The sequence below is a fragment of the Zunongwangia sp. genome (assembly GCF_048269745.1).
GTDB lineage: Bacteria > Bacteroidota > Bacteroidia > Flavobacteriales > Flavobacteriaceae > Zunongwangia.
In genome coordinates, this window is sequence record NZ_JBLXIB010000010.1 from 99104 (window position 1) to 120305 (window position 21202).

24 protein-coding genes are annotated in these 21202 nt (G+C 32.9%); 13 read left to right on the forward strand and 11 right to left on the reverse strand.

Annotation, left to right across the window (positions count from 1 at the left end; translation table 11 throughout):
• Positions 1 to 36: 36 nt before the first annotated feature.
• The 4 genes from ACN0WI_RS12215 to ACN0WI_RS12230 form a co-directional block, all read right to left on the reverse strand.
• Positions 37 to 552: an IS1096 element passenger TnpR family protein gene (locus tag ACN0WI_RS12215; RefSeq protein ID WP_417887202.1), complete on the reverse strand. Its 516-nt coding sequence runs from the start codon at positions 550 to 552 to the stop codon at positions 37 to 39.
• Positions 553 to 638: 86 nt separating this feature from the next.
• Entirely contained in the window at positions 639 to 1655 is a 1017-nt protein-coding gene (locus tag ACN0WI_RS12220; RefSeq protein WP_417887203.1) for a COX15/CtaA family protein, read from the reverse strand.
• A 56-nt stretch (positions 1656 to 1711) separates the two neighbouring features.
• Entirely contained in the window at positions 1712 to 3145 is a 1434-nt protein-coding gene (locus tag ACN0WI_RS12225; RefSeq protein ID WP_417887205.1) for a CCA tRNA nucleotidyltransferase, read from the reverse strand.
• A 3-nt stretch (positions 3146 to 3148) separates the two neighbouring features.
• Complete coding sequence (locus ACN0WI_RS12230; RefSeq protein ID WP_417887207.1) at positions 3149 to 3718, reverse strand: L-threonylcarbamoyladenylate synthase; 570 nt, start codon at positions 3716 to 3718, stop codon at positions 3149 to 3151.
• A gap of 112 nt (positions 3719 to 3830) precedes the next feature.
• Between ACN0WI_RS12230 and ACN0WI_RS12235 the strand changes: the two genes are divergently transcribed.
• A complete protein-coding gene (locus tag ACN0WI_RS12235; RefSeq protein ID WP_417887209.1) occupies positions 3831 to 4619 on the forward strand; it encodes a glycosyltransferase family 2 protein in 789 nt (262 codons plus the stop codon).
• On the opposite strand, the gene ACN0WI_RS12240 is transcribed toward ACN0WI_RS12235, so the two are convergent.
• Positions 4616 to 5749 carry a hypothetical protein gene (locus ACN0WI_RS12240; protein WP_417887211.1) on the reverse strand — a complete coding sequence of 378 codons (1134 nt, stop codon included), beginning with the start codon at positions 5747 to 5749 and terminating at the stop codon, positions 4616 to 4618. The genes ACN0WI_RS12235 and ACN0WI_RS12240 overlap by 4 nt on opposite strands.
• A 105-nt stretch (positions 5750 to 5854) precedes the next feature.
• On the opposite strand from ACN0WI_RS12240, the gene ACN0WI_RS12245 reads away from it, so the two are divergent.
• Positions 5855 to 6613, forward strand: coding sequence for a lipopolysaccharide kinase InaA family protein (locus tag ACN0WI_RS12245; protein WP_417887213.1), 759 nt, complete (start codon positions 5855 to 5857; stop codon positions 6611 to 6613).
• Here the strand turns inward: ACN0WI_RS12245 and ACN0WI_RS12250 are convergent.
• Genes ACN0WI_RS12250 through ACN0WI_RS12260 form a run of 3 tightly spaced genes read right to left on the reverse strand, consistent with a single transcriptional unit; the run spans position 6610 to position 9544 of the window.
• Positions 6610 to 7683: a CDP-glycerol glycerophosphotransferase gene (locus ACN0WI_RS12250; protein WP_417887214.1), complete on the reverse strand. Its 1074-nt coding sequence runs from the start codon at positions 7681 to 7683 to the stop codon at positions 6610 to 6612. The genes ACN0WI_RS12245 and ACN0WI_RS12250 overlap by 4 nt on opposite strands.
• The gene (locus ACN0WI_RS12255; protein WP_417887216.1) at positions 7680 to 8729 is read right to left on the reverse strand and encodes a glycosyltransferase family 9 protein; all 1050 of its coding nucleotides are present in this window, start codon (positions 8727 to 8729) and stop codon (positions 7680 to 7682) included. The genes ACN0WI_RS12250 and ACN0WI_RS12255 overlap by 4 nt, the downstream gene beginning before the upstream one ends.
• Positions 8729 to 9544 (reverse strand): 2,3,4,5-tetrahydropyridine-2,6-dicarboxylate N-succinyltransferase, encoded by an 816-nt coding sequence (locus ACN0WI_RS12260; RefSeq protein ID WP_417887218.1) that lies wholly within the window; start codon positions 9542 to 9544, stop codon positions 8729 to 8731. Before ACN0WI_RS12260 ends, ACN0WI_RS12255 begins: the two co-directional genes overlap by 1 nt.
• Before the next feature lie 77 nt (positions 9545 to 9621).
• Here ACN0WI_RS12260 and ruvX point away from each other — a divergent pair, with 77 nt between their 5' ends.
• From ruvX to ACN0WI_RS12305, 9 genes are read left to right on the forward strand one after another with little or no spacing between them, the layout of a single operon-like run.
• The gene (gene ruvX / locus ACN0WI_RS12265; RefSeq protein ID WP_417887219.1) at positions 9622 to 10029 is read left to right on the forward strand and encodes a Holliday junction resolvase RuvX; all 408 of its coding nucleotides are present in this window, start codon (positions 9622 to 9624) and stop codon (positions 10027 to 10029) included.
• Between the two features lie 39 nt (positions 10030 to 10068).
• On the forward strand, positions 10069 to 10659 hold the full coding sequence (gene def / locus ACN0WI_RS12270) for a peptide deformylase (protein ID WP_417887220.1): 591 nt from the start codon (positions 10069 to 10071) through the stop codon (positions 10657 to 10659).
• A 56-nt stretch (positions 10660 to 10715) separates the two neighbouring features.
• A complete protein-coding gene (locus ACN0WI_RS12275; protein ID WP_417887221.1) occupies positions 10716 to 11144 on the forward strand; it encodes a DUF5606 domain-containing protein in 429 nt (142 codons plus the stop codon).
• A gap of 39 nt (positions 11145 to 11183) precedes the next feature.
• Complete coding sequence (gene prmC, locus ACN0WI_RS12280; protein ID WP_417887222.1) at positions 11184 to 12083, forward strand: peptide chain release factor N(5)-glutamine methyltransferase; 900 nt, start codon at positions 11184 to 11186, stop codon at positions 12081 to 12083.
• Between the two features lie 14 nt (positions 12084 to 12097).
• Positions 12098 to 12706 (forward strand): TIGR00730 family Rossman fold protein, encoded by a 609-nt coding sequence (locus ACN0WI_RS12285; protein ID WP_417887224.1) that lies wholly within the window; start codon positions 12098 to 12100, stop codon positions 12704 to 12706.
• Positions 12707 to 13357, forward strand: coding sequence for a VOC family protein (locus tag ACN0WI_RS12290; RefSeq protein ID WP_417887225.1), 651 nt, complete (start codon positions 12707 to 12709; stop codon positions 13355 to 13357).
• A 16-nt stretch (positions 13358 to 13373) separates the two neighbouring features.
• The gene (locus ACN0WI_RS12295; RefSeq protein WP_417887226.1) at positions 13374 to 13739 is read left to right on the forward strand and encodes a DUF1304 domain-containing protein; all 366 of its coding nucleotides are present in this window, start codon (positions 13374 to 13376) and stop codon (positions 13737 to 13739) included.
• Between the two features lie 22 nt (positions 13740 to 13761).
• A complete protein-coding gene (gene ligA / locus ACN0WI_RS12300; protein ID WP_417887227.1) occupies positions 13762 to 16200 on the forward strand; it encodes an NAD-dependent DNA ligase LigA in 2439 nt (812 codons plus the stop codon).
• Positions 16197 to 17039 carry an exonuclease domain-containing protein gene (locus tag ACN0WI_RS12305; RefSeq protein WP_417887228.1) on the forward strand — a complete coding sequence of 281 codons (843 nt, stop codon included), beginning with the start codon at positions 16197 to 16199 and terminating at the stop codon, positions 17037 to 17039. The genes ligA and ACN0WI_RS12305 overlap by 4 nt, the downstream gene beginning before the upstream one ends.
• A 61-nt stretch (positions 17040 to 17100) precedes the next feature.
• On the opposite strand, the gene ACN0WI_RS12310 is transcribed toward ACN0WI_RS12305, so the two are convergent.
• The 3 genes from ACN0WI_RS12310 to ACN0WI_RS12320 are packed head-to-tail and all read right to left on the reverse strand — an operon-like array spanning position 17101 to position 19534.
• The gene (locus tag ACN0WI_RS12310; RefSeq protein ID WP_417887229.1) at positions 17101 to 17838 is read right to left on the reverse strand and encodes a hypothetical protein; all 738 of its coding nucleotides are present in this window, start codon (positions 17836 to 17838) and stop codon (positions 17101 to 17103) included.
• Between the two features lie 6 nt (positions 17839 to 17844).
• Positions 17845 to 18747, reverse strand: coding sequence for a bifunctional metallophosphatase/5'-nucleotidase (locus tag ACN0WI_RS12315; protein ID WP_417887230.1), 903 nt, complete (start codon positions 18745 to 18747; stop codon positions 17845 to 17847).
• A gap of 28 nt (positions 18748 to 18775) precedes the next feature.
• Positions 18776 to 19534 carry a 5'-nucleotidase C-terminal domain-containing protein gene (locus tag ACN0WI_RS12320; protein ID WP_417887231.1) on the reverse strand — a complete coding sequence of 253 codons (759 nt, stop codon included), beginning with the start codon at positions 19532 to 19534 and terminating at the stop codon, positions 18776 to 18778.
• 226 nt (positions 19535 to 19760) lie between these two features.
• On the opposite strand from ACN0WI_RS12320, the gene ACN0WI_RS12325 reads away from it, so the two are divergent.
• The gene (locus ACN0WI_RS12325) at positions 19761 to 20243 is read left to right on the forward strand and encodes a DUF6913 domain-containing protein (RefSeq protein ID WP_417887232.1); all 483 of its coding nucleotides are present in this window, start codon (positions 19761 to 19763) and stop codon (positions 20241 to 20243) included.
• Positions 20244 to 21119: a 4-hydroxy-tetrahydrodipicolinate synthase gene (dapA, locus tag ACN0WI_RS12330; protein WP_417887233.1), complete on the forward strand. Its 876-nt coding sequence runs from the start codon at positions 20244 to 20246 to the stop codon at positions 21117 to 21119.
• Positions 21120 to 21202: the final 83 nt, after the last annotated feature.

A 21202-nucleotide genomic window follows, 5' to 3' on the forward strand; every position in this document is an offset into this window, starting at 1 on the left:
GTAAAAAATGAATTAAAAATATTTAAATTGGGGTGTTTAATTCCAATTTTCATCAAAAGAAAAATTATCGAAATCATCGATGTTATAATCATCTTTGAATTCATCCTCCTCATTATCTTCTTCATTTTCGGCCTTAAATTCTTTATCGGGAGCATTTAGTGGAATTTGGCCATGTACAAACATTAAATTAGGATAATCTCTTCCTTCTTCAATTTCTGCAATTTGCGCTAATTCAACCATGAATGTCCACATGTTAAAGAAATCATATACGTAAAGCAGTTTAGTTTGATCCTCTGAGAGAACACTATCTAAAGCTGTTTCGTTCATTAAACGAATACTATCATCTCCACCGCTCATATCAAACTGATGAATTTCTTCACCTTGATTCCACTCTTCATCGCTAAGATAGAAAGAAGCCATCTCTGTCCCGTCAAAACCAAAAGCCTGAATTATGGTGTTGTGAAAATCTTCTAAAGTAGCGTCTTGTAAAATTTCGATATCTCTAAAAACATCTTCTTCGGCATCTAATATCACTCTAAATCTGTAAACCATTTTTTTGAAAATTTGGTTAGCAAAGATACGGTTTCAAAACCGTAATTGGCAAATCCATTTTGATTGAACTAAAAGTATTTTTTTAATTATTTGCTAAATCTGTGTAGCACAAAGGTCATGGCAGCTAATAAGCAAAATGCACCCACTTGATGAGTAACCCCAAGCCAAACCGGAACCTGATAAATAAGTGTAAAAACGCCTAATAAAAATTGTATGCATACAATAAAGACTAAAAGGTTTACTCCATTTTTTTGAGCTCTTGTAAGCGCTAATTTTTTAGCTTTAGACCAAATAATAAGTATAGCAGCTACAACAAAAAAGGCAAGGTAGCGGTGTACAAATTGAACGCCACTTTTACCGGCAATAAAATTTTTCCATACGGGTTTTAATTCGATATAAACCGTTTCATGAATCCATTTTCCTTCTGCCATTAGTGGCCAGCTATTATGAATAAACCCGGCATCTAAACCAGCCACAAATGCTCCCCAAGTTATTTGTAAAATCAAGATAATCATTCCGACCCAAATCCATTTTTTCATAGAAGGAACAGAAGGTTTCAGTTTGTTTTTATAAATAATATCAAGAGCTACCCAGAAAGAATATGCAAAAGTTATAAAGGCAGTCATAAGGTGAGCTGCTAGACGATAATGACTAACTGAAGGCCGATCTACCAAACCACTTTTTACCATATACCACCCCATAAAACCTTGAAAACCTCCTAAACATAATAGCAAAATAGCCTTTCGAATGGTTGATTTAGTAAGTTGTTTGGTAAATAAAAAGTATAGAAAAGGGATAATAAAAACTACACCTATAAGTCTACCAATTACACGATGAATCCATTCCCAAAAATAAATACCTTTAAAATCTTCTAAATTAAAATGGTAATGCAATTTTTGATATTCCGGATATTGTTTATAAAGTTCAAAAGCATCAACCCATTCTTGCTGATTCATAGGTGGAACTATACCCTGAATCAATTTGTAATTAGATATTGAAAGTCCCGAATTTGTTAGACGTGTTATACCGCCAACTACAACCATAATAAATATAAGGGCACAACCCGTTAACAGCCAGTATACTACTTTTTTATTGTCTTTCATTAGGTATAGTGTTGTTTGTATTTTACTTTTTAATATCGGGAATTTTTATTTACTCTTTAATTTTCTATTGGTTGTAGTTTTAATTGTTTTCCTTTTTTTAGCATAAATTGGTAAGCTGCTTCATACTCGTTAGGAATAGATCCTTCTAAAATAGCTTCTTTAATAGCCGCTTTAATAATACCTACCTCTCGGCAAGGTTTTATATCGAAAGTTTCCATTATTTCTTCACCACTTACCGGAGGTTGGAAATTACGAACATGGTCGCGTTCTTCAACCTCTTTCATTTTTTGTCGGACAATCTTGAAATTAGTATGGTATTTTTTATACCGCCGCGGATTTTTAGTAGTAATGTCAGCCTCGCAAAGCGTCATTAAATCTTCTATATGATCACCGGCATCAAAAATTAATCGTCTTATAGCTGAGTCGGTTACATCATCATCTACAACAGCAATAGGTCGAGAACTCATTAATACCATTTTCTGAACATATTTCATTTTATCATTTAATGGCATTCTAAGTCGTTTAAATAATTTGAATACCATTTTAGATCCGATAAATTCATGACCGTGAAATGTCCATCCAATTTTTTTATCAAATCTCTTAGTTGGCGCTTTACCTATATCGTGTAATAAGGCCGCCCAGCGTAACCATAAATTATCGGTATTTTCCGAAATATTATCTACAACTTCTAGCGTATGCCAAAAATTATCTTTGTGGCGTTGCCCTTCAACTTCATCTATACCTTGTAGAGCAGTTAGTTCTGGTAAAATAAGTTTTAATAAATTAGTTTTATATAGAAGGGCTAATCCTTTAGAAGGTTTTTCGGATAATAGAATTTTATGAAGTTCTTCAGTAATCCTTTCATTAGAGATTATTTTAATCCGCTCGTGATGCTGTTTAATAGCATCTAAAGATTTTTTCTGAATAACGAAGTTAAGTTGTGATGCAAATCGAATAGCTCGTAGCATTCGCAAAGGATCGTCAGAATAAGTGATTCCCGGTTCTAAAGGAGTTCGGATTAATTGAGACTTTAAATCTTCGAGCCCGTTAAACGGATCTAATAAATCTCCGAAATTTTTAGCATTTAAACTTAAGGCTAATGCATTAATCGTGAAATCTCTTCGATTTTGGTCATCTTCTAGTGTTCCATTTTCAACCACAGGATTTCTACTATCTTCAGAATAGCTTTCTTTTCTAGCTCCTACGAATTCAATTTCCATATCAAAAGCAGGGAGCATTGCTGTGCCGTAATTTTTAAAAACTTGAACTTTAGGTTTATGTGGGAGTAGGTCAGAAACTTTTAGTGCTAAATTAATTCCGCTGCCAATGGCAACAATATCAATATCTTTAGCATCCCCACGTTGTAATAAATAGTCTCTTACAAAACCACCGATAACGTAACTCTCTAGTTGTAATGCTTCGGTAGCTTCTGTTATGATTTTAAAAATTTTATGATGTAAAGCTTCTTTAAAATTTCTAGTATTAGGCATGTCTTATTTTCGTATCACTTTCACCTTTCCATCTTGGCTAAGTTTAATAATAGCTGATGGTTTTGTTGATTTTTTAGATTGATGCAAATTTACTACATAGTCTACACCTTTTAAAATTTCCGGACTTATTTGAGAAAATGATTTTGGTGTTGGTTGTCCACTAATATTGGCAGAGGTAGAAACTAAAGGTCTTCGTAAACGTCTGGTAAGTTCTTTACAAAAAGGATCTTTTGTAACTCGAATTGCAAGACTGTTATCGTCAGCAATTATATTTTCAGCAACTCTGATGGGATCATCGTATATAATGGATGTAGGTTTTGCTGCGTATTTTAGAATGTCGTATGCAACCTCCGGTACTTCTTCTACGTATTCATTTAGCATTTTAAAGTCTGAAACTAAGCAAATCATCGATTTACTTTCAGCTCTTTTCTTTAAAGCATAGACTTTGTCTATAGCATCTGCATTTGTAGAATCACAACCAATACCCCAAACAGTATCAGTTGGATACAATATAATGCCGCCTTTTTTAAGAACCGCTAAACAATTTTGTATTTCTGTTTTCTTATCTTCCATAGTTATTTTGCTAACGACTTGCAAAGATAGTTTAGAATTGTGTAATTTGTAAAGATTTGAAAGATGAAATAAATTGGATTTGTATATTTTGTTTCTGAATATTATATAAAAAATGATCACAGCTCTTTTAATTTCTACCTATAACTGGCCTAAGGCACTTCAATTAGTTTTGGAAAGTATTTTGAATCAAAAGAAAATGCCTGATGAAATTTTAATTGCTGATGATGGTTCACAAAATGAAACAAGATCTCTTATTGAAAAATTTAAAAAAAAATATCAATTACCTATTACTCATGTTTGGCAACTTGATGAAGGTTTTCAGAAATCGAAAATATTAAATAAAGCTATTGCAATTTCTAAAGCCGATTACATAATTCAGGTAGATGGAGATTGTATTTTACATTCTACTTTTGTGGCCGATCATTTGCGCCATGCAAAAAAAGGAATTTTTTTATACGGAAGCCGGGTTAATTTAAAAAAAGGAGCATTGGACGTACTATATGAGCAGCAAAAAGTGCAGTTTAATTTCTTTTATTCACATTTAAAAAATCGAACCCGAAATATTCATAGTAATATCTTATCGAAATTTTATAAAGCTTCACCTACTTTAAGTTCGAAACTGCGAGGTTGTAATTTTTCATTTTGGCGTGAAGATTTTTTAAAAGTGAATGGTTACAATGAAGCTATAAGTGGTTGGGGAAAAGAAGATTCCGAATTTGCTATTCGGTTATTGAATACCGGCATTATTGGCAAGCGAATTCGATATAATGCCATAGTTTACCATATTTGGCATCCAGAGGAATGCCGAAATAAAGTAAAGACCAATGAAAATTTGGAGAATAAAACAAAAGAAAAACGGCTTACAAAATGCGAAAAAGGGGTAAGTCGGTATTTGTATTAAAGATGATTTTGTAAATAATTAGAAATTATTTCTGAAATATTTATTGAAGCTTTTTTTTGTTTATCAAGATAAATATTTTCAGCATTAATTTCTTTCTGAATAGTTTCGTATTTCTGAAATTTTTTGAAAGCCTTTTCTAATTTTTTATTTAAGTTTTTTGTTTTTTTTATTACCATTCCGCATTTCCAAAATCTAAAATGCGGATCCTTTTTGTACTTTACTTTATTTGGATTGAGGAATAAACAAGGTCGAGGTTGGATGATAATAAATTCATAAACCTGGCTGCTTACATCACCTAGATATAAATCGGCAATTCTAGTAAACTGCATATCTACGCTGTCTTTGCTTCCAAAATCAATATAAATATTTTCGGCATTTAAAATTTCTTTAGGAAGTTTAGATAACTCTCGGTTTTCTTTTTCAGTAGAAAAAAGGTTTATATGTGGTGCAAATATTAAATTGTATTGATCTTGATTAGCAAAAAAACGTAAAATATCGATTCCAAAGGCTTCCCAACTACTAAAATCGGGATCAAAATGTGGATTGTAAAATATAACCGGTTTATCATTTTGGAAATAACTTTTTAATTCGATTTGTTCAACGACATCCAGTTTTGGATAACCGCCAATGGCAATATTTTTTGCCATTACTGCTTTTTTACTTAATAATTGTTGTTGAAAATCACCTACTAAAATTTGTAAATCAAAGTCTTTCTGATCTTCACGAAAAGCATAAGCGCGTCCGGGAATGCCATGATTAAATTTTATCAGCTTGGGAAAAATCCGATTTTTACATGCTTTTTTTAAATATTTATGGTAATAATCGGTAAAAACAACGGCATCAAAATCTAATAAGTACTCTAAATTTTTTTTTATCCAAAATCCTTTTCTAGGTCTTTTTCGATTTTTAAATTTATCTGTAAAAGCCCTGTATTTTTTTGTTGGCAACTCCTCAATAGTTACATTGTTAGCTTGTATAGTGTCTGCTATATTATATAAATATCTATCGGGATTTTTATGCGTTAAAATTTTTACATGATGTTTTTTAGAAAGTGCTTTGGCAACGCTTATAAAATGAGAAACGTGATGAATTTCATCTAAAAATAAAAAAGCAATTTTGAAATGCTGCATTTGTATAATTTAGTTAGTAATAGCTGGGCAAAAAAATAAAAAAAATAGAAATATTACCGTATATCTGTATTAGTTTTGTATTTTTTATAATTATAGAGTTTTTATATGAAAATCGTATATACTGAAACGTATCAAGAAAAAGCTGAGAAAATAAATGCTATAATTTCTAAATTTTCGGTTGATGGTGAGATTCTGAATGGTGGAAGCCGGAATACTATAAAGATTTTTGATTTAGAGGGAAGAAAAGTAAATATAAAATCATTTAAAATCCCCAATCTTATTAATAAAATTGCTTATCGGTTTTTTCGGAAATCTAAAGCAGAACGTAGTTTTAGTTATGCACAGTATCTATTGTCTCTTGAAATTGGTACGCCATTTCCTGTTGCTTATGCTGAAGAGTGTAAGTGGTTAACCTTTGGCCGTAGCTACTATATTAGTGATCATTTAGAATACGATTTCACCTTTCGGGATATCGAAAAATTTGAGGATACTGCGAAACAAGAAGCTGTTTTAAGAGCTTTTACTAGATTTACTTATGATCTTCACGAAAAAAATATCGAGTTTCTAGATCACTCCCCCGGTAACACTTTGATTCAGATTGATGGTGATGGTTTTCAGTTCTTTTTAGTCGATCTAAACCGTATGAATTTTAAACGACTGGATTTTAAAAAACGCATGAAAAATTTCTCTCGCTTAACGCCAAATAAGGAAATGATTAAAATTATGGCTAATGAGTATTCGCAACTTACCGCATGGAATGAGAATGAAGTTTTTGAAACCATGTGGGGAGATACTCAGGAATTTCAGGAGAAATTTTTCAGGAAGAAGAGATTAAAGAAAAAGCTCAAATTCTGGAAAAACTAATCTTTTTTATTCAGTCTAAAAGGCTTTCTGTAACTTTTCATTGTAAAGTACCCTAGCTTTTTTCTTAGCTGATATCGTCGTACAAGATTTAAAGGTTTACTAGTCAAATCTTTTTTTTCAGTATGTAAAACATCAATACAGGTAGAAATTACACGCTCACTACTTTTGCCATCAAAATAAGGATGCGTGTCGTAAATGTAAGATTCGATATTTTTTAATAGCTTTTTTGAGGGAGAAAAAGCTTGCATGATGGCACTTTCAATCTCTTTAGGGTGAGAAATGTTGATGAGGTGGCTGGCTGGTTTGTTATTTCTAAATGTCACCACCGGTTTTTTCTGAAGTATAAATTCTGTAATAGCTGAGGTAGTATCTGAAAACATTATATCTGCTTCACGAAATAGTGGAATAATATCCGTAGTATCATAAAATTTGAAGTTTTCATGCTGTAAGTTTTTTATGATCTCTATCTTTTCTTTATCCATTTTGGGATGAAGTACTGCTAAGAATAGAAATTCCCCAGTTTTAGACAATCTTTTTATTTCTTTTATGACTTCTGCATTATATAACCAACTGTATTTGGGAGAGAAGGTAGATGACAAAAGGATAGTAGGTTTACTTCGTTCTTTTTCTTCAATTTTAAATAATGGATCGACTTTGGACCATCCAGTTTCTCGTACTAAAAAATGGTTGTTTTTTTGCTGAATTTCGGTGAATGGAATGGTGGTCGATGGTCCTTGTGTGCAATAAAGATCAAATAATCCTCTTATTCTAAAATGGCCTTTTGCATCGCTATGTTTATTAGCTAAAAATCCATGGAATATTTGCACTTTTAAACCGGGTAAAAAATCGGCAACAACATCAGTAATGCAAAGTACGATATGTGGTTTGTAAGCGATAGATTCTTCTATTGTATCAAGTAATTCTCCGTTTTTAGGAAAATAACTTTTAGGAATATCTAGCTCGGAAAACCATTTTACCTCATCATTTCGTTTTTTAATTTCCTCCTGAAGAGGTATCCCAATAGGTAATGCGTAAGTATGACTTATATAGATTAGGAAGCGATACTTCATTTCGAATTTAGTTTTAGAAAATTATCTAATTGCTTCTCAATATACGTTGGTAAAAATTGATCATAAAGCTCAAAAACATTTTTATGCAAATATTCCTGATCTTTATCTAAGAATATTTCTGGATGGAAATCTTTTAGATGAACAGAAATATTATGTTTACCATCTTCATAAATATTCCAATTGTCTTTATTTAAAGCAGGAGAAAATATTGCAAATGAAGGTATATCTAAAGCTTTAGCCATATTGATGGCGCCACCTTCATTGCCTATAATACCATCGCAAAAACTGGTCAGCGCTAAGAATTCACGAAGACTTTTTCCGTAAATCTCAACGTGAATTTTCTCTCGTGTGGTGCTGTTGCAGAACGCCAGTAATTTCTCGATTTGGTCTTTTTGACTGGGAATGTAATTCAGTAAAAATGACGTATTTTCTTTTGCGGCAATATGATCTAAAATCTTGGCCAGATAGGAGAGGGGATAGGTCTTCTTTTCAGAACTTCCTAAAGCTCCAATCATATAAATTGAATCTGTAAGTTGTATTCCTCCTTTAATTAAATTTTCCTTCGCTTTGCTCTTTTCAGTAGCGCTTAAATATATTTTCGGTTTAATTTGGATTGGTACATCTTTGATGATGGGTTTTAGTAATTGCGTCCTTTTTTCTATTGCTGCGCCTGCATTTGTTTTTGCCTGGATAGTTCTACTAAAAACATGCGTGAAAAAAGGAGTAGTATAGGTTTTTTTAAAACCTATTTTATGACTAGCCCCAGATGTACTTGTTATAAGTGCAGTTTTTAAAGTGGAGTAAACATCGATAATAGCGTAATAATTTTCCTTTCTAATCTGAGAAACAAGTTTATAAAAAGGAAGGTCTTTCTTTCCGAATATCAGTTTATCGATAAATGGATTATTTTCTACAACCGCTCTGGTATGGGGGTAAATAAGGTAATGCAATTGTGCTTCGGGATAGGCTTCCCGAAGTGCTTCAAATAAGATTGAGGACGTAAGAACGTCCCCAATAAATTTTTGCTGTATTACCAGTATTTTCATTACACCGCTACATTATATTCCCTAAGCGCATCGTTTAGAGATGTTTTTTTATTGGTACTTTCTTTACGTTTACCAATAATTAATGCACATGGTACATTGAATTCTCCCGCTGGGAATTTTTTTGTGTAACTACCTGGAATTACGACAGATCTTGAAGGTACTATACCTTTCATTTCAACGGATTCTTCACCTGTAACATCAATAATTTTAGTAGAGCCAGTTAGTACAACATTTGCTCCTAAAACGGCTTCTTTTTCTACACGAACCCCTTCAACTACAATACTTCTAGATCCTAAAAAAGCATTATCTTCAATAATTACCGGAGAGGCTTGTAGAGGTTCTAAAACCCCACCAATACCAACTCCACCAGAAAGGTGTACGTTTTTACCAATTTGTGCACAACTACCAACTGTGGCCCACGTATCGACCATTGTTCCTTCATCTACATAAGCGCCAATATTTACATAACTTGGCATCATAATCACACCACTGGAAATATAAGCTCCATGTCTGGCAACGGCATTTGGTACTACTCGAATCCCTTTTTCTTTATATCCTTTTTTTAATGGCATTTTATCATGATACTCAAAAATTCCAGCTTCTAGGGTTTCCATTTTCTGTATAGGGAAGTATAATACCACCCCTTTTTTTACCCATTCATTTACCTTCCATCCATCTTCAGTAGGTTCAGCAGTTCTTAGCTTTCCTTCATCTAATAAGGTAATTACTTTGCGTATGGCATCGGTTGTGTCTTTATCTTTTAATAATTCTCGGTTTTCCCAAGCGGCATTTATTTTAGCTTCTAATTGGTCCATAAAAGTTTATTTTTAGCAAATATAAGATTTTTGGTGAGCTACAAATATAAACCTTACCTTTGCATAAATTTTGGAGTATGGCACGAATAATGGCATTAGATTTTGGAACTAAACGTACGGGAATAGCAATTACCGACGAACTCCAGATGATTGCCAGTGGACTAACAACAGTTGCTACTAAAGATCTTTTAGTTTTTTTAGAAGACTATTTTAAAAAAGAAAAGGTAGTTACTGTAGTAGTTGGAGAGCCTAAACAGAGAGATAATACAGCGAGTGAAAGCGAAGTTTATATTGCAGAATTTATAAAAGTTTTTGTTAAAAAATTTCCAGCAATGAAGCTAGAACGAGTAGACGAACGTTTTACATCTAAAATGGCCTTTCAATCGATGATTGATGGTGGTCTTAAAAAGAAAAAACGTCGTGACAAGGCATTAATCGATGAAGTTAGTGCAACAATCATACTTCAATCGTATCTATATAAGTAAAACGAAACTGTTCATAAACAGTAAAAAAGAGTAAAGGAAATGATTTTACCAATTGTTGCTTACGGAGATCCCGTTTTAAAGAAAAAAGCAAAAAAAATAGATAAAGACTATCCTAAATTAGATGCTTTAATAGCCAATATGTGGGATACAATGTATAATGCATATGGTGTTGGTCTAGCAGCTCCACAGGTTGGGTTGCCTATTCGGTTATTCGTAATTGATGCCTCTCCATTTGCAGAAGATGATGATCTTACAGAAGAAGAAAAAAAGCAACTCAAAAACTTCAAAAAAGTATTTATAAATGCTACTATTGTTGAAGAAGAAGGGGATGAGTGGGCTTTTTCAGAAGGATGCTTAAGTATTCCTGATGTTCGTGAAGATATATTCAGAAAACCACAAATTACCATTGAGTATTTGGACGAAAATTTGGAAGAACATCGTGAGGTGTTTTCAGGTTTAGCTGCTAGAGTGGTACAACATGAATACGATCATATTGAAGGTATTTTATTTACCGATAAACTTTCCAACCTAAAAAAACGCTTAATAAAAGGTCGTTTAAGCAAAATTTCTGCAGGAAAAATAAAAGTAGATTATACGATGCGTTTTCCGGAAGGAAAAAAAGGTCGTTAATTTTTTGATAATTTAAAAGTGGGTGTGATATTTGTCGCCCAAACTCAAAACATACTATGAAGTTAGATAAAATTTTAGCAATTTCAGGGAAACCTGGTTTGTATGAACTTTCAGCGCAAACACGTGGAGGTTTTATTGCAAAATCAATCTTGGATGGAAAAAAAATGGCCGTAAATATGCGCCATAATGTGAGTATACTTAGTGAAATTGCAATTTATACTTATACTGAAGAAGTTCCTTTAGGTCAGGTTCTACAGAATATAAAAGAAAAAGAAGATGGGGGAGAAGCTATTAGCCATAAATCTTCTAAAAATGAATTAGAAAGTTATTTTGCAGAAGTATTGCCTGAATACGATGTAGATAGAGTATACATTAGCGATATTAAGAAAATAATACAGTGGTATAATTTACTTGTAAAAAACGGAATTACCGATTTTTCAAAAAGTGAAGAAACTACTGAAACTCCTTCTAACGAAGAAGAATAAGCATTTCAAAATAGTTACAGAGCGGCTTGTTTCAGATACATGATGGAACAAGCTGTTTTGATTTATAGAGGAATTCGGAATTACACAATGACCATCACTCAACTCAAAAATAAATTTTTACAAGAGCTTAGCGACAATTATCCAAAGGAAGAGATTCTTTCATTTTTTAATTTGTTGTCGGAAAAGTTTGTAAATATAACTCGGTTGCAAATTGCTTTAGCGCCCAATAAAATTTTAATCGATACTGAAATTCTTCAATTTGAATCGGCTATAGTTAGACTCAAGGAATTTGAACCTATTCAATATATTATTGGAGAAACCGAATTTTTTAGCCTAAATTTTAAAGTAGCACCCGGAGTTTTAATTCCGCGTCCGGAAACTGAGGAATTGGTCCAATGGATTTTAGATGAGGTATCACTTCCGCAAGAACAAGATTTACAAATATTGGATATTGGAACGGGGAGTGGTTGTATCCCGATTAGTTTAAAAAAACACCTGTCAAACGCTCAAATTTCAGCACTAGATATTTCAGAAGAAGCTTTAAAAATCGCCAATTTTAATGCTGAACAAAACGAAGTTTCAGTAGATTTCATGAAGCAGGATATTCTTTCTGCAGAAAAACTTCCGCAGCAATTTGATATTATAGTTTCTAATCCGCCTTATGTTCGGGAATTAGAAAAGGCTGAAATGCAGCAAAATGTATTGCGTTATGAGCCGGAAACTGCACTTTATGTAAAAGACGAAAATCCTTTACTTTTCTATGAGAAAATCACGAAATTAGCACAAGAAGGGCTGACTAAAAATGGTTTGTTATTCTTTGAAATTAACCAATATTTGGGAGTAGAAACCGAGACTATGGTGAAAGATCATGGTTTTAAAACCGAACTTCGAAAGGATATGTATGGAAATTTTAGAATGCTTAAAGCTCAAAAACAATAAAATTAGTTGCTATTTTGGAAGAACAAAAAACTCAAAATTCTCTTAAAAGTATCGCTGTATTTTGTGCCAGCAGTGATGGAAAGGATTCAGAAATTATTGAAACCTCTAAAAAATTAGGTGCATTTTTAGCGAAAAACAATATTCGTTTAGTTTACGGAGGTAGTAAATTAGGTTTAATGGGGCAGGTGGCTGCCGGAGTTCAGGAAAATGGTGGTGCAGTAACCGGTGTAATTCCTGAATTTTTAAAAACCAAAGAAGTGGTACATCCTAATTTAGATGAATTAATCACAACTAAAGATATGCACGAGCGAAAGCTTACAATGCATCAGCTTAGCGATGGTTTTATAGCACTTCCGGGAGGTTTTGGAACTTTTGAAGAGCTTTTCGAAATAATTACTTGGTCGCAATTAGGTTTGCATCAAAAACCAATTGGATTATTAAACATCAACGGTTTTTATGATGATCTAATTAACATGCTTCGCAAGATGGTAGATAAAGGTCTGCTAAAAAAAGAGAACTTCGATTTGCTAATAATTGCCGAAACCATCGAAGAATTATACGATAAAATGAAATTTTTCAAACCATTGCCAACCCCAAAATGGATTACTAATAGTCAGACCTAAATGAAGATTGAATATTTGCAACTTTATACTTCACAACTTCAAAAGCAATTACAATTTTATCGTGATGTGTTAGGTTTTTCTTTGGCTGAAAATGCAGAGGATAGCTTTACTGTAAAAATAGGTTTTACAAAAGTTTGTTTTCAGTATAAAAAAGAAGCAAAATTAAATCATATTGCATTTCATATTCCGGCTAATCAGGAAAATTTAGCTTTACACTGGCTAAAGGAGCGAGTGAATATTGAAAAAGATGGTACTGAAGAAATAATCGATTTTAAGAATTGGGAGGCAAAATCGGTGTATTTTAAAGATGCCGATGATAATATTTTAGAATTTATTTCACGAAGTCATCTATACCCTTCTCAAAAAAATAAATTCAGTGTAAATTCTATACTAGGAGTTGCTGAAGTTGGTTTAGCTGTTGAAATTATCGAACCTTATTATAACTATTTACGCGATCATTTCAATTTAGCTATTTTTGACGGAAATTTAGATCGATTTTGTGCTATAGGTGATAAGGAAGGTTTACTAATATGTATCGATAAAAATAAAAAAGAATGGTTTCCTACCAATCAAACTGCCTTTGAAGCCGATTTTAAAATTAAATTTAAACATCAAGGCGAAGCATTTAGTTTTTTATCTAAAGATGTATAATCATTAATAGGGAAGTATGGAATTAGCACTAGTTATTTTAAAGGCTATCATAGTTATAGAACACCTTTATATTCTTTGGTTTGAAATGTTTGCTTGGGAAACCATCGGTAAACAAACCTTTAAATCCTTACCAGCAGATCTTTTTCCAAAAACAAAGGGATTAGCAGCTAATCAAGGTTTATATAATGGCTTTTTAGCGGCAGGTTTGGCATGGACATTTTTTATAGAAAATAGCTATTGGCAACACAATATTTCTATCTTTTTTCTCTTGTGTATAGTAGTAGCCGGAATTTATGGAGGATTAACCGCTGCAAAGAAAATATTTTTTGTGCAGGCCTTACCGGCAATACTTGCGCTTATATTAATTTTTATAACACAATAAGCCTCTTTTAATTTTAGTATAAATGGATATCGAAAATAAAATATATACACTTCGAGAAGAATTACAACATCATAATCATCAATATTACGTTTTGGATACTCCTGAAATTAGCGATTATGATTTTGATATGAAGCTGAAAGAACTTCAGGAGTTAGAAGATAAACACCCGGAGTTTAACGATCCTAATTCCCCAACACAACGTGTAGGTGGATCGGTAACTAAAAATTTTGCTACAACGGTTCACGAATACCGAATGTATTCACTTTCTAATTCGTATTCCAAAGAAGAATTACAGGATTGGGAAACTCGTATTCGAAAATTAGTTGATGGCGATATAAAGTATACATGTGAGCTAAAATACGATGGAGCCTCAATGAGTCTTACTTACGAAAATGGCGAATTGGTAAAGGCAGTTACACGTGGGGATGGTTTTCAAGGAGATGATGTAACGAATAATGTAAAAACCATACGATCTGTTCCTTTGAAGTTGCGAGGTGATTATCCTGAGAAATTTCATATTCGTGGAGAGATCGTATTGCCTTTTGAAGGATTCGCGAAGCTAAACGCCGAACGTGTAGAGAATGGCGAAGAACCTTATGCGAATCCGCGTAATACAGCTTCAGGAAGCTTGAAATTGCAGGACAGCGCTGAGGTTTCTAAACGTCCTTTAGATTGTTTGCTGTACAATATTGCAGGCGAAAACCTTCCAATTTCATCACAATTTGAAAGTTTAGAGAAGGCAAGGGATTGGGGTTTTAAAGTTCCGGCAGAATCGGAACTTAAAAATAACATTGATGAGGTTTTAGAATACATCAATTACTGGGATATTCATCGCCATGATTTACCGTATGAGACCGATGGAGTGGTGGTAAAAGTAAACGATTTTAGTCAGCAGGAAGAACTTGGCAACACCTCAAAATCGCCACGTTGGGCAATGGCCTATAAATTTAAAGCCGAACAAGAAACTACTGAACTGCATAAGATCAGCTATCAGGTTGGGCGTACTGGAGCTATTACTCCGGTTGCTAATTTAGAGCCGGTGCAGCTCGCTGGTACGATTGTAAAACGTGCTTCTTTACATAATGCCGATCAGATCGAAAAGCTTGATATTCGAGAAGGAGACAAAGTTTTCGTAGAAAAAGGAGGAGAAATTATCCCAAAGATCGTTGGAGTCGATTTTAAGCAACGCGATCCAGATTCTGAACCTACAAAATATGCCACTCATTGTCCGGAATGTGGAACCGAATTGCAACGTAATGAAGGAGAAGCACAGCATTTTTGTCCGAATTACGTAGGGTGTCCACCGCAAATTATTGGTAGGATGGAGCATTTTGTATCACGAAAAGCGATGGATATTGATGGTTTGGGAAAAGGAACTATTGAAATTCTGTATTACAACAATATCATTAATAATTACTCCGATTTCTATTTTCTTACGTACGACGATATTATTGGGCAAGAACGTTGGTTGGATAACGAAGAAGCCGGAATCAAAAAAGAAGGTGAACTTCAAGTAAAATTAGGGCAAGCCATTTATGCACTTAGCCAGGGTTGGGGTAGCATTACTCGTGTAGATTCAGAAAAAATAGGGAATGAAATTGCACAATTAGAGGAACTTTTTAGTTTGGATATTGCTGAAATCGACGGAGTTGATGAAAAGAAATTTAAGCGATTTTTAAATGAATTGAATTCGGCTATGCAACGTGTAGATGTTTCGGCTTATACCTCGATGGAAGATTGTGTTTCAGTAAACTTACTAATCGATCTTAAATTTCCCGACCATCAGGAAAACCATCCTGCGAAAGAAGTACTGAAGAATGTGGATTATATCGATGAATTACTTCGAAATGAAAGCTTTCAGCATTACCCGAAATTCGACGATTTTATCACTAAAATTTCAGATCGAAGCCGAATTAGTATTCAGAAGAAAACTACTGAAAATATATTAAATTCCGTAGAGGAATCTAAAAAGCGAACGTTCGATAAAGTTTTGTTTGCCTTAGGGATTCGCGATGTAGGGGAAGTAAGTGCCCGAAAAATTGCAGAGCATTTTGGGAATATCGATAAGCTTATGGCGGCGAATACTGAAGAACTTATCGAACTTCGTGATGTTGGTGAACGTGTTGCTGCAAGCATCATCGAATTTTTTACCGATGAAGAAAATTTAATTATTGTAAATCGATTACGTGAAAAAGGCCTACAGTTTGAAATGGAAGAAAAAGAAACCAGTTCTAACAAATTAGAAGGGGCTAGTTTCGTAGTTTCAGGGACATTTTCTATTTCTAGAAATGAGCTGAAAAAACATATTGAAGAAAACGGCGGAAAGAATTTAAGCTCACTTTCTAAAAGCACTAATTATCTGATTGTTGGTGAGAAAATGGGACCAAGTAAAAAAGCAAAAGCCGAGAAAGAAGGAATTACCATGATTAGTGAAGAAGAATTTTTTAAGATGATTGAATGATAGAAGATTTTGTGGCGTTTGATTTTGAAACCGCGAGCGGGAAAAATCCATGCTCGTTGGGAATGGTAGAGTATAAAAATGGGAAAAAATACCACGAATTTTATGAATTAATAAATCCTGAAGTTGCTTATTTTAATCCGTTTGCGGTACAAATTCATGGAATAACGTATGAAGATGTACAGTATGAAAGGAATTTTGCTGAGCTGTGGGAAGAAATGATCCCTTTTATTGAGGGTAAAACTTTGGTGGCCCATAATGCGAAATTCGATAATTCTGTATTGCTTTATTCCTTGCAACGTTATGGATTGGATTTTCCTAATTATACCAGTTTTTGTACGCTGCAACGCGCTCGAAAACTAGTACAGTTACCGAGTTATAAATTAAGTTCGTTAGCTCATTTTTTTGAAGTACCACAATTTCGGCATCATAATGCGCTAGAAGATGCTTTTGTTTGTGGGGAACTGTTTTTAAAGCTGAATAGAGTAGAAGAGGAATTGAAATTACAGGAAGAACATGGAGTAGATTTTCCTTCCGATTATTTAGATTGGATTGCCGAAAAGCAAGGCCAAAATGTCCAAATCAGACGTAAAGCTCTGTCTAGTTTTAGTGAAATTTTTTCTGGTTTGCGTTTTGTGATTACCGGTAATTTTCAGAATTTTTCGAGATCTGAAATGCAAAAAATAATTACGCAAAATGCGGGGCGAGTAACAGGATCGGTTTCTGGATTGACTAATTATTTGGTTTGTGGTAGCGAGCCTGGACAAGCGAAAGTTGAAAAAGCAAAAGCTGCTGGAACTCCAATTATTTCAGAAGAAAAGTTATTGAGAATATTGTTTTAGTTTTAGAATTAATTTTCTAGCCATTTTAATACTTTTATGAATGCTTAGTGAATTTAGCATTTTAGAAAGATTTATTAGAAATTTCTTGATTTCCTATTCTTGAAATATTTTCATCAAAATCATATTCAATTTCTATATTTCCTATTTTAGAAACACGATTGTCTCTATCATAATCTATTTTGATATCTCCAATTCTATCTAAACGATTTTTTAGGTTGTAGGAAATACGTTTTTTGCCGATTTTATCAATTTTGCCGTTTAGGTTATAAGAAATTTTATAACTGCCAATTTTACTGATGAGGCCATCAAAATTATAATCTATATTAGTATTTCCGACTTTTTCGATTCTATTATCAAAAGAATGAGAAATTCTTATATTATCAATTTTTCTAATTTGATTATTTAGATTGTAATCGATTCTAAATTTTCCAATTTTAGCTACATGGTTTTCTAAGTTATAATCAATATGATATTGATTGAAATCCGTTATTTTTCCTTCAAAACCATATTTGATATGGTTTTGAATGTTTTTTGGAATTGTATTATAAATATCGAAGTATTCAATTTCTTTATTAAGTAGCGGATTTATTTTTTTATTTCTTGCTACAGAAAAAGGAACACCTTCGATAATTGCTAAAAAAGCGAGTCTTCCAGAAGGCGAAATTATTATTTGATCTATTTTATATAAAATTTCACCATTTTTTGTTAAAATAGGACTTAACTCATTCTGAGAAAACAGATAACCTGTGCATAATAGGTTGATAGTTAGTATTATCAGGAAATTATAAAGGAACTTCATATTTTTTTAAACATTCATAGCCTTTCCTGCTGCGCTATTGTTGGTTCCGTCTAAATAAAAATCAATTCTTCCTAAGTATAAACCGTAGCAGCCTACTTGGTTAATCATTATTTCGTTGCCTACTTTATTTCGCTTTATAGTAGGTTCTTTTAAAAAAGTATGGGTGTGCCCACCAATAATTAAATCGATATTTTCGGTTTGTTCCGCTAATTTATTATCATCAATTTTATCGCCATCGTATTTATACCCTAGGTGAGAAAGACAAATTACTAAATCGCAATTTTCGTCGGTTTTAAGGGTGTTACTAATGTCGGTAGCAATTTCAACCGGATCTAAATATTTAGTTTCTTTATATAGTTTGTCGTTAACCAAACCTTTTAATTGAATTCCTAATCCAAAAACACCAATTCGAACTCCATTTTTAGTATATACTTTATAGGGTTTGGTGTGTCCGTTCATCACCGTATTGCTAAAATCGTAGTTTGCAATAAGAAAATCGAAATCGGCATTGGGTAATTGTTTGTACAAACCTTCAATACCATTATCAAAATCGTGGTTACCTAAAGTAGAAGCATCGTAACGGAGTTTGCTCATTAGCTTAAATTCTAATTCACCTCCATAAAAATTGAAGTAAGGTGTTCCCTGAAAAATATCTCCAGCATCTAATAAAAGCGTATAAGGATTTTCTCGTCTAATTTTGTCGATTAAAATAGCACGTCTCGCCACACCTCCCATATTTGGGTTTTTCGGATCGTTTGGTCCGAAAGGTTCAATATGGCTATGTACATCGTTAGTATGTAAAATGGTGATGTGTTTAGCCGGCTCAGCAAAACTCAATGCTGAAAGTCCACCGAGACCTAAAAATGTAGTTGCTGCTGAGGTTTGTTGTATAAACTGTCTTCTTTTCATTTTTCTATGGTATTAGCAAAACATTGAGTTATCGAATATAAAATCGGTCATCTTGTTTTGTGTGGAGCGTATCTGTTTTTTCAAAATAATCGATAATTGCATTTCGCAATTTATAATCTAGATGATATAGATGAACAGGATTTTTAAAAAAGTTCATATTATCACCACCTTGTTGTAAGTAATCAGAAGTGGCCACATAATAAGATTGGTCAGCTAAAATAGGGCGCCCATTAATAGTTGCATTGGTCACTTTATAGTCACTATTCATTACAATTTTAATACCACTTACTGGATGTGCTGTTTTTGTTTTTTCTAGATATGCTAAAATTTCATTTACCTTTTCACCGGTAAGTTCAGCCACTACAATTTCATTTTCAAAAGGCATCATTCGGTAAGCATCGCTAGTAGTAATATATCCTTTGTTTAAGTCGGCTCTAATACCTCCATAATTTAATAAGGCAAAATCGATATTATGTTCAGTTCTTTTTTTGAAAATTGGTTCTGCTTGTTCCATGATAATATCTGCCATTAAATTCCCGATTCCGGTATTTAATCCCTTTTCAGATTTTTCTAAAGAAGTAGGGTTGTAGACAAGATTACTATCTAAAGTTTTATGCAAGTGTTCTTTATAAGGAGCTATAAAGTTCTCAATAGCTGTATCACTTTCTATATTTTGATTGATTGGAATTTCAATTCCTTCAACAACCGGTGCTGTGCTTGTTGTTTTTTTTCTTCCGCAGGCAATAGAGGCAAGAAGAATTAGCGCAATAAATGAGTTTCTTAGCATTTTAATTAAGTCAAAAAATGTAATGCAAAGGTATAACAGAATGTATAAAATGTGTTATGTAAATTTAAAAAATCTAGGATTCGATAAAATTCTTGTATTTATTCTAACAAAAAAAACAAAGCTGTTAAATATGAAAAGTTGAGTAAATATTGCTTGCTTTGCAAGACAGATTGTAAATACAAAAATTTTACATTTGTTGCTTTATATGGGTAATATGCTTACTAGATTGAAGTTTTCTTTATTAGAAAGGAAAATTTCAAAATTAAACGTCGGAAATAATGATTCTTTTGGAAAAGGACTAGCTATTGTAACTACTGCAGAGAGTTTAGTTGAAGCAAAAAAACTGGTTGAGCTTCGTCAAAAATTCAATCTTAAAAACGATCATTTTAAATTTATTGTTTGTACCGAAAAACCTATAGTTATTGAAGATAAAAATTCTTTGCTCTTTTCAGCTTCAGCAATAAAAGGGAACGGTGATTTTTCAAACAAAGAACTGAAACTTGTTTTTCAGCAAAAATTTGAAATAGTTATAGGGTTTAGCCAAAAGCCAACAAAATTATTTCAGTTTGTTTTTAAACTAGTACAAGCCCCTTTAAAAACCTCAAATCACAAAATATCAACTGCAAATTTGATTATTAATGCAGATGAAGTTAAAAGTTTTGAGAATGAATTATTGAACTATTACAAAACAATTAAACAAATACGATAAATGAACGCATTTGTAGGGACAGGAGTTGCCTTGATTACTCCTTTTAAAAGCGACCTTAGTGTAGATTTAGAGGCTTTAGAGCGTTTGGTAGAATACCAAATAAATAATGGGGTTGATTATTTAGTAGTATTAGGAACTACCGCAGAATATGCTACCCTTAGCTGGGAAGAAAAACAGCAGGTGATAAAATGTGTTGTAGCAAAGAATAATAAACGCTTGCCATTAGTTTTAGGAGTAGGCGGAAATAATACCAGTTTGTTAGTAAATAGTTTAAAGACTGAAGATTTATCTGGTTTTGATGCCATACTTTCTGTATCTCCATACTATAGTAAACCTTCTCAAGAAGGAATTTTTCAGCATTTTAAAGCTGTAGCAGAAGCTTCACCATTACCAGTAATATTATATAATGTACCGGGTAGAACCGGATCTAACATGTTTCCAGAAACAGTATTAAGAATTACCGAAGCGTGCAATAATGTTATAGGTATTAAAGAAGCTGCCGGAGATTTGGTGCAAGCTATGCAATTAATAAGTTTATTGCCAAAAGATTTTTTGGTAATATCTGGTGATGATATGATCGCTTTAGCAATTACTTTAGCAGGAGGAGCAGGAGTGATCTCGGTAATAGGGCAAGCTTGTCCTAAGAAATTTTCAGAAATGATTCGTTTAGGAATAGCAGGTAATTCAAAAGAAGCATATCAATTACATTATAAAATAGCTCCAGCAATTTTATTAGCGTTTGCAGAAGGAAATCCGGTTGGTATTAAATCGTTTTTAGCTCAACAGAAGATTTGTAAACCTCATGTACGTTTACCATTGGTTAATGCAACCGAGAGTTTACAAAAAAACATAGCAACATATATTTCTAATTTTTAGAGTTAGAATAGCTTCAAAAAAAGAGCTGCTTTTAAGCAGCTCTTTTTATAGATTTTGATCATAAAATTTAAAAGTAGGTACTT

Bases quoted from the DNA above. Each gene is read 5' to 3' on its own strand.
- ACN0WI_RS12260 (WP_417887218.1), bottom strand. From the start codon at position 9,544: ATGGACCAATTAGAAGCTAAAATAAATGCCGCTTGGGAAAACCGAGAA.
- ACN0WI_RS12310 (WP_417887229.1), bottom strand. From the start codon at position 17,838: ATGAAGTTCCTTTATAATTTCCTGATAATACTAACTATCAACCTATTA.
- ACN0WI_RS12250 (WP_417887214.1), bottom strand. From the start codon at position 7,683: ATGAAGTATCGCTTCCTAATCTATATAAGTCATACTTACGCATTACCT.
- ACN0WI_RS12290 (WP_417887225.1), top strand. From the start codon at position 12,707: ATGAAGATTGAATATTTGCAACTTTATACTTCACAACTTCAAAAGCAA.
- ACN0WI_RS12225 (WP_417887205.1), bottom strand. From the start codon at position 3,145: ATGCCTAATACTAGAAATTTTAAAGAAGCTTTACATCATAAAATTTTT.
- ACN0WI_RS12215 (WP_417887202.1), bottom strand. From the start codon at position 552: ATGGTTTACAGATTTAGAGTGATATTAGATGCCGAAGAAGATGTTTTT.
- dapA (WP_417887233.1), top strand. From the start codon at position 20,244: ATGAACGCATTTGTAGGGACAGGAGTTGCCTTGATTACTCCTTTTAAA.
- ruvX (WP_417887219.1), top strand. From the start codon at position 9,622: ATGGCACGAATAATGGCATTAGATTTTGGAACTAAACGTACGGGAATA.
- prmC (WP_417887222.1), top strand. From the start codon at position 11,184: ATGATGGAACAAGCTGTTTTGATTTATAGAGGAATTCGGAATTACACA.
- ACN0WI_RS12220 (WP_417887203.1), bottom strand. From the start codon at position 1,655: ATGAAAGACAATAAAAAAGTAGTATACTGGCTGTTAACGGGTTGTGCC.
- def (WP_417887220.1), top strand. From the start codon at position 10,069: ATGATTTTACCAATTGTTGCTTACGGAGATCCCGTTTTAAAGAAAAAA.
- ACN0WI_RS12305 (WP_417887228.1), top strand. From the start codon at position 16,197: ATGATAGAAGATTTTGTGGCGTTTGATTTTGAAACCGCGAGCGGGAAA.
- ACN0WI_RS12315 (WP_417887230.1), bottom strand. From the start codon at position 18,747: ATGAAAAGAAGACAGTTTATACAACAAACCTCAGCAGCAACTACATTT.
- ACN0WI_RS12245 (WP_417887213.1), top strand. From the start codon at position 5,855: ATGAAAATCGTATATACTGAAACGTATCAAGAAAAAGCTGAGAAAATA.
- ACN0WI_RS12230 (WP_417887207.1), bottom strand. From the start codon at position 3,718: ATGGAAGATAAGAAAACAGAAATACAAAATTGTTTAGCGGTTCTTAAA.
- ACN0WI_RS12240 (WP_417887211.1), bottom strand. From the start codon at position 5,749: ATGCAGCATTTCAAAATTGCTTTTTTATTTTTAGATGAAATTCATCAC.
- ligA (WP_417887227.1), top strand. From the start codon at position 13,762: ATGGATATCGAAAATAAAATATATACACTTCGAGAAGAATTACAACAT.
- ACN0WI_RS12255 (WP_417887216.1), bottom strand. From the start codon at position 8,729: ATGAAAATACTGGTAATACAGCAAAAATTTATTGGGGACGTTCTTACG.
- ACN0WI_RS12295 (WP_417887226.1), top strand. From the start codon at position 13,374: ATGGAATTAGCACTAGTTATTTTAAAGGCTATCATAGTTATAGAACAC.
- ACN0WI_RS12320 (WP_417887231.1), bottom strand. From the start codon at position 19,534: ATGCTAAGAAACTCATTTATTGCGCTAATTCTTCTTGCCTCTATTGCC.
- ACN0WI_RS12235 (WP_417887209.1), top strand. From the start codon at position 3,831: ATGATCACAGCTCTTTTAATTTCTACCTATAACTGGCCTAAGGCACTT.
- ACN0WI_RS12275 (WP_417887221.1), top strand. From the start codon at position 10,716: ATGAAGTTAGATAAAATTTTAGCAATTTCAGGGAAACCTGGTTTGTAT.